Source organism: Candidatus Viridilinea mediisalina (assembly GCF_002532535.1).
Classification (GTDB): Bacteria; Chloroflexota; Chloroflexia; order Chloroflexales; family Chloroflexaceae; genus Viridilinea; species Viridilinea mediisalina.
The window spans coordinates 30,170-42,661 of sequence record NZ_NQWI01000003.1; the positions used below are offsets into that span (position 1 = coordinate 30,170).

At 62.4% G+C, this 12,492-nt stretch carries 3 protein-coding genes; 1 reads left to right on the forward strand and 2 read right to left on the reverse strand.

Annotated features, from left to right (window positions below):
• Window positions 1-184 precede the first annotated feature (184 nt).
• Together CJ255_RS01205 and CJ255_RS01210 are read right to left on the reverse strand one after the other, a co-directional pair.
• Complete coding sequence (locus CJ255_RS01205; protein WP_097642266.1) at window positions 185-9,262, reverse strand: type I polyketide synthase; 9,078 nt, start codon at window positions 9,260-9,262, stop codon at window positions 185-187.
• A gap of 191 nt (window positions 9,263-9,453) precedes the next feature.
• The gene (locus CJ255_RS01210) at window positions 9,454-11,094 is read right to left on the reverse strand and encodes an acyl-CoA dehydrogenase family protein (RefSeq protein ID WP_097642267.1); all 1,641 of its coding nucleotides are present in this window, start codon (window positions 11,092-11,094) and stop codon (window positions 9,454-9,456) included.
• 473 nt (window positions 11,095-11,567) lie between these two features.
• Between CJ255_RS01210 and CJ255_RS01215 the strand changes: the two genes are divergently transcribed.
• Window positions 11,568-12,368 (forward strand): response regulator transcription factor, encoded by an 801-nt coding sequence (locus CJ255_RS01215; RefSeq protein ID WP_165774517.1) that lies wholly within the window; start codon window positions 11,568-11,570, stop codon window positions 12,366-12,368.
• Window positions 12,369-12,492 lie beyond the last annotated feature (124 nt).

Here is a 12,492-nt window from a genome sequence, read left to right on the forward strand (position 1 = left end):
AGAGGCACCGAGGACACAGAGAAATTTGAAGAGATGCCGAGCATTTCACCACAGAGGCACCGAGGACACAGAGAAATTTGTAGTAAAGCAACCACCTGTCGGATTATCTCCAATTACAACCCCTCTGTGCCCTCGGTGCCTCTGTGGTGTAATCCTCTGGATCCTCTCCTCTCTCCTCATGCACCTACAATTTCGCTCGGCCCGGGAGCCTCGCGGTGCGGTAGCCGCTGAGATCGAGGTAGACGTTGCCCTGGTCGTCGAGGACGCGGGCGTCGAAGCCGTTGCCGCTCGCGTGGTGGCTTACCACCGCGTAGATGCGGGTGTCGGCTGGGGCTGCCCTCAGGTTGCGGTAGACGATGAGGCTGTCGAAGGCTGAGGGGAGTGCCATCTGTTCGCTCTGGTAGATCTCCCAGACGCCAGCCGTCTGGAAGCAGAGTTCGAGTAGGCGTGGGTTCACTAACTGCTCTACGTCGGCGGGTACGCTGTCGGCGGGGAGGTCGTTGGCCATGAGGCCGATGGCCGACTCGTCGTTGAGTGTGACCTGGGCGAGCACCTGGTAGGCTGGGCCGTGGAAGTAGACCTGGTAGATGGCGTCGCGCGCGATGACCTGGGCGTTGCCGTTGAGTGACGGCACTTCACCCTGGGGCTGGGCTGGCGCACGACGGCTGAGCCGCACCTCAGCGCGGAAGTGGACGGTCTCGATGGCGGGTGGCGGGGTCTGCCCGGCGGCTACGGAGGGCTGGAAGGTGGAACGCAGTGCCGTGTGAGCAATGAGGTCGCCGTTGTCAGCCGGGTGGATGAAGGCGCTGAGCGTTAGGGGGCGCGGCTGGTTGCGGTGGAACTTGACGGGGCTGTCGAGCTCTTCACGTTCGATGCGGGCCACGCTGAAGCCGGGGACGAGGAGGCTGGCCAGTTCGGCGAAGCCTTCGGTGCCCATGACGCCGGGGAGTACCGGCGTGCCTTCGATCTGGTGGTCGTAGAGGAAGGGCTGCTGCGCCGGATCGAGCGTCGTCTCGGCAACAATGCCCTCGTAGAGGTCGGCGCTGCGCAGGCTGCCCACCATCAGCAGGGGGCGCTCGCGGGCGGCGAGGTTGGCGGCAAGCTTGGCGGGGTCAAGGCCGCCATGCGGGTCGAAGGGGGCGACGAGGACGCCGAGGCCCAGGCCAACCACGATCTCGTCGCGGGTGGCGCCAGCGGTGAGTTCGCGGCGAATCGTGGGAATGCCCACTTCCGGTGGGAGCATGTCGATCCCGGCCATTGCCATGATGCGCGGGATGGAGCCACGGGTGGCCATGCCGATCCCGCCCCAGGCGGTCCAGTCAATGGTGATCGCCCGCGTCTCGGGACGCCAGCGGCGCATGCTGCTGCTCAGTTTGCAGAGCAGATCGTTGGCCGCGCTGTAGTCGCTCTGGCCGCTATTGCCGAAGCGCCCGGCCACGGAGCTAAAGGCAACGGTGGCACCAATGGGTAGCCCCTTGGCGGCACGCAGGAGGCTGAAGAAGCCGTCGGCTTTGATGTCGAAGACGCGGTTGAACTCGTCGGGCGACTTCTCGTTGAGGACCCGGCTGATCTCGATGCCACCGGCGTGCAGCAGTACGTCGAGTCGCCCGTGGCGCTCGCGCAGATCGTCTACCACCGCCGCAAGCGCCGCGCCGTCGCGCAGGTCAAGGCTGATGTAGTGTGCAGTGCCGCCCGCCTGCTCCACCGCTTCGATAGCGCGCAGGGCAGCTTCGCTCCGTTCGACGCCCATCATGGCCCGTTCGATCTGCACGGGCGTGGGCCGTTCGCCCTTGGCCTGCGCCTCGGCAATCAGGGCCGCCTTGAGCACGTCGCGCCCCTGGCGCAAGCGGGCGATCTGGGGATCATCTGCGGCGGGCGCGGGCGTCAGATCGAGCAGGTAGAAGTGGCCCCCTTGCCCGGCCTGAGCCAAATCGCCAATGATCGCGCTGGTGATGCCACCGGCTGCGCCGGTCACCAAGTAGACCGTCTCACCATTGAGTTGCATCCCCGGCTGACCATCAGCAGCGGGGCGCTCGCTAAAGCCAACGCTGAAGCGCAGGCCGTCGTGGTAGCCCACTTCAACCACACCAGGATCGCTGAGCGTCTCGGCAATGAGCAGCTCGGCGGGCTCGGCGCTCTTGCGCCCCGCCTCAAAGTCCACCGCCTTGACGAGGGCAGCGGGGCGTTCGCGCTTGTAGGCTTTGGCAAAGCCGGTGACCGCCCCGCCCAGCGGCGCGAGCGCACCATCCTCGCTGTAGCCGTGCAGCCCGCCCATGCGCGTCGCCACAACAAGGAAGGGCGCGGCATCTTCGGCCTGGCCCGCCAGCATGGTGTGGGTGGCGAGGAAGAGGTTCTTGACCCGCACGCGGTTCAGTTCGCGCCACTGCGCCAGATCCAACTCCTCAAGCTCCGGCTCGGCATCGAGTGCCGCCAGCCAATAGATGCCGGTAAGCGGCCCATTGGCCTGCTGCTGCTCAAGCAGCGCCACCAGCGCCGCATCGTCGGGCGGCGTCTCAATGCTGATGACGTCAACCCCACGCTTCTCCAGACGGGCCACCAGAGCCTTGCCAACGCCACCCTGATCCAGCAGCACCAAGACCCGTCCGCTCTCAAGGTTCACGCCGGTCGCTTTGCAGAGATCGAGGGCGGGCCGCAGCACCGGCACGACAACGCGGCGGGGGGCGGAGGAGGAGGATGCGAGAGGCGAAGCGGCGAGAGGCGGGGAGGCGAGAGGCGAAGCGGCGAGAGGCGAGGATGCGGGAGGCGAGGATGCGGGAGGCGAGGATGCGGGAGGCGTCCTCGCGTCCTCGCCTCCTCGCGTCTCCAACTCCTCGCCTCCCAAATCCGGGCGGTGGGTGTGGACGAAGCCGATCACGGAACGAAGCGTTGGGTAGTCGCGGAGCTTGAGGTCGTTAATGCGCGGGATGGCAAAGGACTCACGCACGGCGGCGAAAGTCTCAGCCTGTTTGACCGTGTCTACGCCCAGGTCGGCTTCGAGGTCAAGGTCGAGATCGAGCATCTCTAGGGGGTAGCCGGTCTTCTCGGCGACGAGATCGAGGACTTTGGTTTCGACGGGGTCGGTGGTGGGAGGCGAAGCGGCGAGAGGCGAAGCGGCGAGAGGCGAAGCGGCGAGAGGCGAAGCGGCGAGAGGCGAAGCGGCGAGAGGCGAGGATGCGGGAGGCGTCCTCGCGTCCTCGCGTCCTCGCGTCTCCAACTCCTCGCCTCCCCGCGTCTCCAACGCTCCGCCTCTCAAATCCGGGCGGTGGGTGTGGACAAAGCCGATTACCGAGCGCAATGTCGGGTAGTCGCGGAGCTTGAGATCGTCAATGCGCGGGATGGCAAAGGACTCACGCACGGCGGCGAAGGTCTCGGCCTGTTTGACCGTGTCTACCCCTAGGTCGGCTTCGAGGTCAAGGTCGAGATCCAGCATCTCTAGGGGGTAGCCGGTCTTCTCGGCGACCAGGTTGAGGACTTTGGTTTCGACGGGATCGGTGACAAGTGACGAGTGATGAGTGATGAGTGGGGCGGTGTCAGTGACGAGTGACGAGTGATGAGTGATGAGTGGGGCGGTGTCCGTGGTCGGTGGTGGGTTGTCCGTGATCAGTGGGGCGGCGGCGAGGTCGGGGCGCTGGTCGCGCACGAAGCTGATCACGGCGCGCATGGTGGGGTAGTCGCGCAGGCGCAGGTCGTCAATGCGCGGGATGGCGAAGGCTTCACGCACGGCAGCGAAGGTCTCAGCCTGTTTGACCGTGTCTACGCCCAAGTCGGCTTCGAGATCAAGGTCGAGGTCGAGCATCTCCAGGGGGTAGCCGGTCTTCTCGGCGACCAGGTTGAGGACTTTGGTTTCGACGGGATCAGTGACGAGTGACGAGTGATGAGTGATGAGTGGGGCGGTGTCAGTGACGAGTGGCGAGTGATGAGTGATGAGTGGGGCGGTGTCCGTGGTCGGTGGTGGGTTGTCCGTGATCAGTGGGGCAGCGGCGAGGTCGGGGCGCTGGTCGCGCACGAAGCCGATGACGGCGCGCATGGTGGGGTAGTCGCGCAGGCGCAGGTCGTCAATGCGCGGGATGGCGAAGGCTTCACGCACGGCGGCGAAGGTCTCGGCCTGTTTGACCGTGTCTACGCCCAGGTCGGCTTCGAGATCAAGGTCGAGGTCGAGCATCTCCAGGGGGTAGCCGGTCTTCTCGGCAACCAGGTTGAGGACTTTGGTTTCGACGGGATCGGTGACGAGTGACGAGTGATGAGTGACGAGTGGGGCGGCTTCATTGACGGGTGCCACGGGCGCGGGGGCGGGCGCGGGCACCGGCGCGGGGGCCACGGGGGCCGGCGCGGAGGGCACGGGCACCGGCGCGTGAGCCACGGGGGCCGGGGCGGGCGCGGGGGCGGGGCTGATTCTGCCGTTGCCACTGCTGCCGTTGTTGCTGTAGGCGGGCGGCGGGGGCGCGGGGCTGTAGCTCGGTGCGGACGGGAGGGGCGCGTGGCTCACTGCGAGGTCGGGGGCGTAGGCGGCGCGCTGGCTGGGGCTGGTGCCGGGCTGCCAACTGCTCGGCGCGGGCATGCGCTGCGGTGCGCCTTGGGCCTGGACGCGCAAGACCCGCTGCACCACTTCGGTCGCGGCGCGGTCGTAGCCCGCCACTTGGGCCAGCCAGTAGTCGTAACGCTGGCGGCTATCAATGCGCTCGGCGGCCCCAGGGATGCGGCGCAGTAGCGTCAGGGCGAGCTGCGAGCCGAAGCCTGCCGCAAAGTGGATGGCGTAACGCACGGGGTAGCGTCCACCACGACTCAGGTTGAGGCTGCCAAGATCGGGGTCAACCTCGCGGTAGTTGGGCACCGGCGGAACAATACCATGCTCCAGAATCTTGACCGCGATTACGTCTTCGATGCCGACGCCCATCGGGTGGCCAGTGAGCCCCTTGGTGTTGGCGACGACGATCTCGTTGGCGGCGGGCCCAAAGACGTTGCGTAGCGCCGCCACTTCCGCCGAGGCGCTGCCGCCCCGGGCGGGCGTGAAGGTCTCGTGGCTGACAAAGACGGTCTGTGCAGCCATGGTACGCCGGTCTACACCGAAGCGCCGCTCGGCAGCCCCAACGAGACTCTCAACCACTTGGCTGATGTGCTGCACATCGAGGCGCGTGCCGTGGAAGGCGCTGTTGCTCGTCTCGCTGGCGAGCAGTTCGGCAATGGCGCGCATGCCGCGTTCGCGCACGGCGTCTTCGCTCTCGATCAGCAGGGCGCACGCCCCCATGCCCAGGATCGTCCCGTGACGGCGGCGGTCGAAGGGCAGGGCAGCCTCTTCCACCTTGTCGTCGGTGGCGGCGGCACCCGTCGCCAGGAAGCCCGCGCCGATCCACTCCATAAGCTGGTCGTTGGTGGCGTTGTCGCCGCCGATCACCAAGACGCGGCGGCAGCGCCCGCTGCGGATCCAGTCTTCGGCCAGGGCGATGCCTTGGGCGGTGGAGGCGCAGGCGGCATTGACGTGGGTATTGGGGCCGCGTGCGCCGATATACTCAGCCATCTGGCTGTGGCCCATCGCCAGAATGCGGAAGATGAAGCGGCGATCAAACTCATAGGGTTGCTCCGCAAGCTCATCACGCAGCGCCACAATGCGCCGACTGAGCGCCACAAGGGTCTGCTCGTCGCGCACCTCGGCGCGTAGCGCCTCAAGCTCCTCCAGCAACGCTTGGCGCGCCTCATGCTCGTAGTAACGCTGAAACTCATCGGCGATGCGATCCAGCCCAGGGAAGGCGGAGGTGAAAATGACCCCCGTCTCGTCGCGCAGCGCTTCGGGCAGCAACCAGCGATCAGGCAGAAACGTCCCGCGACTGGTCTTCTTGTAGGTCTGCACGAGCGGAATGCCCGCTTCGCGCAGCGCATCGAGGCCAGCGGCGATAGCAAGCTGACTGGTGGAATCGAGCGCTTCCACCAGGCGGGCGGGCACGCCATACTCGGCGGTAAGGTCGAAACTGCCGGGCCGTCCGGCCAGCTTAATCACCTCGGCGCTATCTTCAATCGTCTGGAAACTACCACCGCCATTATCGTCCTTCACCACCCGCGTAACGTGCTTGGCGAGCATCTTGCGCCGGAAGCGTTCCGGAATCAGGTCAATCAACTGGTCGCCACGCAGGATACGGGCAACATTATCTTCAGCCATGACCGGCTTCTCGGCCCCGGGCAAGCCCAGGCCTGTGCCGGAGATAACCACGGAGCCACTGGGCGGACGGTTGCGGTCGTAGACCTGCTGCGCTCCGTGCTGGGGCGCATTGCCCCCCTGGAACGCTTGGACCAACAGGTTGCTCAAAGCGGTAAGGTCGGGGTTGGAACTATGCCCATTACTTGGTTCATTGATCACGCGAGTATCCTCCACCGGACTGGTCTGGACTTGCTTGGCATCCACTGCCGAAGGGTAGGCGCTTGGCGTGGCCAGACTGGCCACTGGTGCCTGCACGACGGGCGCGGGGCTCGCTTCGGGGACACAGCCCGCCGCATAGAGGCCGCAGAGCGCCTGGTTGAAACTGGCCAGTTCGCCAGTCTTGGGGTGGTTACTAAAGAGCGACAGCAGATCGGGATTGCGTCCGAGGACATCATCCACAAAGCTCTTGAGCGCCTTCTTGGGGCCACACTCAACGAAGATGCGGCAACCCTCGCGGTAGAGCGTCTCAAGCCCCTTGACCCACTGCACCGGCGAGGCGATCTGGCGTTCAAGGATGTCCTTGATCTGCTCAACGTCGGTCGGGTAGAGCTCGCCGGTCACATTGGCCACCAGCGGGATGCGCGGCGACGAGATCTGTAGGCGATCCAAAAGGGTGCGGAGCGGCTTGGAGGCCGGGGCGACAATCTTGGTGTGGAAGGCGTGGCTGACCGGGATACGCTGGGCTTGGAATCCCTTGGCCACAAAAGCCTCAAGCGCCTGCTCAACCGCTTGGCTCGCGCCACCGATGACCGCCTGGCTGTAGCTGTTGAGGTTGGCGGCGACAACATAGCCATCAACCGCATTGATCGTCTGCTCAACCAAATCGAGGGGGGCCATCACCGCCGCCATCCAGCCGTTATCATCAACGCTCACCTTGGTCATCTCGGCCCCACGGGCCGCAGCGGCCTCCAGCGCCTCGGCGAAGGGCATCACACCAGCGGCCACAAGTGCGCCATACTCACCGAGCGAATGGCCCATCACCATGTCGGGCTGGATGCCATACTCAGCGAGCAGCGTAAGAATAGCAATATCGAGCGTGAGCATGGCGGGCTGCGTGATCGCGGTCTGCATCAGGGCGCGTTCAGCCTGCTTAAGTACCGCCGGATCATCGCTCTCCACAAAGAGATAGGAGGTAAGCGGACGGCCCAGAATAGGCGTCATGATCGCATCGGCCTCTTGGAAGACCCGAGCGACCGCCGGGGATGCCTGGGCCAACTCGCGGCCCATATTGAGATACTGGCTCCCTTGGCCGGGGAAGAGGAAGGCAATCTTGCCATTGGGCTGGCCGCTACCTCGGAAGACACCTTGGGCGGCCAAAGGCTTCCATGCGGCGGGAAGGTTCAGATTAGCCGCCTTCATCGCCTTAGCCAACTTCTCGGCAAGATCATTGCCATTGGCGAAATCCACAACCAAGCGCTCGGCCTGGCGCAACTCGGCGGGATCGGGCGACGCGACGGGCGGCGTATAGCCACCACGCACACGGGCGAGGGTCGCTGCGAGCTTTTCAGCCAACGCAGCGGGCGTCGCCGCGCCAAGAGCCAGGATACCGCGCAGGGGCGGCTTCTGGGCCACCTGGGGCGGGGCGGTATAGTGGCCACCACTGGAACTAGCGCCACTAGTTGGCACATCCGCCCCAGCATAGCGTTGCGGTTCAGTCCGCAGCATGCCCGGCACATACTCTTCCAACACCAGATGGAAATTGGTACCCCCAAAGCCATAGGCACTCACCGCAGCCCGGCGCGGGAACGCCGCAGGCCGTTCCCACTCACGCGCCTCGTGCAGCAGATAGAAGGGCGTCTGACTAAAGTCCACATTGGGATTGGAGGGATCAGCATTGAGCGTCGGCGGCAACACCCTCTCATGCAGCGCAAAGATCGTCTTGAGCAACCCAGCCGCCCCGGCCCCAGCCTTAAGGTGACCAATATTACTCTTGGCCGAACCGAGGCCAATGCGCCCACGCTCGGCCCCACCAAAGACCTTCGTAAGACTCTCGATCTCCACCACATCACCGACGCGGGTACTGGTACCGTGAGCCTCGACGAGGGTGGCCGTGGCGGGATCAAGACCAGCATGTTGCCAGGCGCGTTCAATTGCATAGACCTGGCCCAGCGGATTGGGCGCAGTGATGCCCTTGCCCTTACCATCGGAGGAGGCACCGACACCACGAATCACAGCATAGATCTTATCGCCATCGCGTTCAGCATCTTCCAAACGCTTAAGCAAAAAGGCAGCGGCACCCTCACCCATCACAAAGCCATCGGCCCCAGCGCCAAAGGGTCGCGTGCCGGTAGCCGAGAGAGCCCCAATTTTGCAGAACTTCACGAAGGTAGAGATACCCATATTGCGATCGACGCCGCCAGTGAGTACCGCATCAACGTGGCCCTCACAGAGCATCTCAACCGCCGCAGCAACCGCAGCGAAGGTAGAGGCACAAGCGGCATCGGCAATAAAATTGGGGCCGCGCAGGTTCAAAACATTCGCCACACGCCCAGCCACAATATTGGGCAACTCACCGGGCATCGAGTCCTCACTGACCCCCGGCAGATCGCGGTTCATCGCCGCGTGGAACTCAGCCAACATCGCCGCTTGCGCTGCGGGCGGCAGCGCCTGAAAGGCGGGCGTCGAGCGCAAATAGTGGGCAAATTCAGGAAAAATCACGCGCTGATTGGTGAGATAATGCAACTCACCACCCATCGCCGTCCCCAGAATCACCCCAGTATTCTCAGTATTCAGAGCGCGATCAGGAAAACCATAATCAGCCAAGGCCTCAGCAGCAATCGTCACCGCCCACTGCTGCCCCTGATCCATCGCCGCCGCCACCTTAGGCGGAATACGAAAACGCTGCCAATCGAACGAAAAATCGCGCACCCAACCACCGATCTTAGAATAGGTCTTATCGGGCGCAGCGGGATCGGGGTCAAAATAGGCCTCAACGCTCCAGCGACCAGGAGGCGTCTCACTGATACTATAGCGTCGCGCCAGAATATTCTGCCAAAACGCACGCGCATTCAGCGCATCGGGGAGAATTGCGCCAACACCAACAACAGCGATGGCGCGATGTGTATGATCCATTGGTCTACTCCAAGCAGGAAAGAACAGAGAAACAGAAGAACGGAGGAACGGAGGAACAGATGAACAGACGAACGGAGGAACAAAAGAACAGAAGAACAAAAGAACAAAAGAACAGAAAATACCTTAAGTTTCTTACCTGTTCATCTGTTCATTGGTTCACATGTTCATTGGTTCCTCTGTTCTTCTGCCCTCTACCCATCCGCCGGAAACGCCGCAATCAACGCTTCCGCCACACTATTCATATCACTAATCTGCCCCGCTTGGGCATTGTAGATCGCGGGCAGATTGAGCTGATTCGCCAGATTGGGGTCGCTCTGCCCGGCGCTGATGCACCAACGCAGACCGTCGGTGGCCACCTTCATTGCCGCTTCGCGGGCGTGGACACGGGCCATGGTGCGTTGCATTTCGGGGCTAAAGGGCACAGCAACACTGGGGGTATTGAGCGAACGTTCACAAAAGATCGCCGCAGTCTCGGCCCAGGCAATCAGTTCGCCGAGGCGGAAGAGGATATGCTGGTTGCGCGTGAGCCGGTCGAGACGGCAGCGCTCCATGAGCACCGCGAGGGCACGCATGGCCAACGCCGCATGGGCAGCACCACTCTCCGCATTGGTACGGGCAAGCGCTTCCAATTGGGTCGCCCAATCGTTATAGAACATACCACGCGTCTTCAGGTGAGCCTGCCAGCGGTCGCGCGCAATTGTCCACTCCAGAATCTCCGAGGTACCCTCGTAGATACAGGTGATCCGCACATCGCGCTTCTGCTTCTCAACCATATACTCCTTGGTATAGCCATAGCCGCCGTGGGCCTGAATGGCATCCTCAGCAGCCTTATTGCCACTCTCGGTCGCAAAATACTTCGCTACCGCACCCTCAGTCTGCTGATCGGGCTTACCACTATCAATGCGCTCGGCCACCCACTCAATATAGGAGCGCGCCGCCTCAAGGCGCACCGCATTGGGCACCAGCAGCTTATGGGTAAAAGCCTGCTTCGTAGAGAGCAAGCCGCCGCCTTGGACACGGGTTTGGCTATAGCGAATAGCCCGTTCCAGTGGCGCCCAGCCACCACCAAGCCCAAAGGAACCAACCATCAAACGGGTATAGCCAAAGACCGCCTGGGCTTGGGCGAGACCCTGGCCCTCAACGCCACCGACGAGGTTCTCAGCGGGCACAAAGACCTCATCGAGAAAGAGGGCCGCCGTATTGGAGGCACGAATACCGTGCTTATCTTCCGGCTTGCCATAGCCAAAACCGGGCTGTCCTGCCTCAAGCACAAACCACGAAGGACCGCCGGGCGCATTGGCAAGAATCGTATAGAGTTGCGCGACGCCACCATTGGAAATCCACTGCTTGCGGCCAGAGAGCTTATAGCCAACAACGCGGCCATCCTCCTCAACCGGCACCGCCTTTGTAGTCAGCGTACCAAGATCAGAGCCAGCCTGGGGCTCAGTCGCGCCATAGGCTACCAACATACCCTCATTAGCAATACGACCCATCCAATGGGCCTTTTGCTCCTCAGTGCCACCAACCACAATCGGATCGGTACCCAAGAACGTAGCAAGGACACCCGTAGCGATACCCAAATCAATGCGTGCCATCTGCTCACTGACGCGGTAGACATCATAGGCACCACCGCCAAGGCCGTCATACTCTTCAGGAATGAAGATCAGATGGACACCAATCTTCTCCGCATCATAGAGCTCTTGCAGCACCTTATGGGGAAACTCATCACGCTCGTCCAGCTCCCGCAGGAACTCCGGTTTCAGTTCCTTCTCGGCATACTCACGGATGGTTGCCAGCACCATCTCTAGGGTATCGGTATCCAACGTCGTCATCAAACAGGTCCTTCCTTATGTGGTAGGCACTTGAGGCAAGCCATGCAGCACCTGCCTCGCGGGGATTATACTGCAAACACACGAGGTCTGCCGCAGGCACGCACGCATAGGACGCGCACATGCCACGCGGCACACGGCGCTAATAGTATCTTATGCGATAGTTGCCGTTGCAACAAGTGAAGGATATTTATTTTAAGGAAACGTTCATTTACCGTTTTGAAACAATCTGCCATGGGGCAGTCGCGCTCCGCACTATGCCTAGCGGCATAAGAGCGCACCTATGACACGGTATAGTACTACAGTACTAGGAAAAATAACCCCCCAGCAAACAGTACCTTTGGTTCTTTTCCGTTAGCGTGTACCCCCGTATGGTTACCATCAGATAAAGAATCGTGAAAGGGATGGGTTCGGGGAGGGCTTCGCCCTCCCCGAAAACCCCTCACATCATGGCTCACAGTGGAGCAAGCAACACCATGATCAATCAAGAGCGTCTCCTTCTGGTGACAGGCGATGCGATCGAGCGAATGATGTTTGAAGCGCGTTTACGCAGTGCTGGTTTCAGTGTGACGAGCGTTGGCAGTGGAGCAAAGGCGCTCGACCGTCTGGCCATGACGACCTATGCGGTGTTGATCACCACCATCCGTTTGCCCGATACTGACGGAGTGGCGCTCTTACGGGAGGCGCGTTCACGCGATCCGGAACTCGAAGTCATCTTGATCAGCCATGGGGCGACGATTGAATCGCTGATGGGCGCGTTGGATCATAGGGCTTTTGCCTACCTGTGTCTCCCAATCGGCCAAGAAATCCTAGAGAATCGCGTACGGGCCGCCCTTGAGCGGCGGCAGGTACGGATTACCCGTGCGGCGCTGCTACGCCAATTGAGCAGCCACATTCTCCGTGCCACCGAATTTGAGCGCCCCAAGCCCAGTCCGGGCTTTTTAGAGAACAGCACGCTGCGCTTGGGTGCCCTCGAACTCGACCCGATCCGGCGGCGCGCCGCCCTCAGCCTACGCCCACTCCCGCTCTCGCCCGGCGAATTTGAACTGCTGCTCTACCTCGCACGCCACGGCAACCAAATCATCTCAGTCGAACAGATCGCCCGCGAGGTACTCGGACTAGCCTGCTGCTCAACCCAAGAAGCCCGTGATCTGGTCAAAACCCGCATCCACCGCCTGCGCCGCAAGATCGAACCCGACCCCCAAACGCCCTCGTTCATCATCAGTGTGCGCGGGGCAGGCTATATGTTTACTGCGCCGCCCATGGCGGAGCAGTGAGCTAGGAGAGCTACCGAGCATTGCACCACAGAGGCACCGAGGACACAGAGGTTTTGTATTGAGGTTTTTGCGCCAACAAATACAGTAATTGCCTTGCCACAAACCTCTCTGTGTTCTCTGTGTC

What these genes read in the sequence shown, in the direction of transcription:
- CJ255_RS01210 (WP_097642267.1), bottom strand. Translation starts at nt 11,094, where the DNA reads ATGACGACGTTGGATACCGATACCCTAGAGATGGTGCTGGCAACCATC.
- CJ255_RS01215 (WP_165774517.1), top strand. Translation starts at nt 11,568, where the DNA reads ATGATCAATCAAGAGCGTCTCCTTCTGGTGACAGGCGATGCGATCGAG.
- CJ255_RS01205 (WP_097642266.1), bottom strand. Translation starts at nt 9,262, where the DNA reads ATGGATCATACACATCGCGCCATCGCTGTTGTTGGTGTTGGCGCAATT.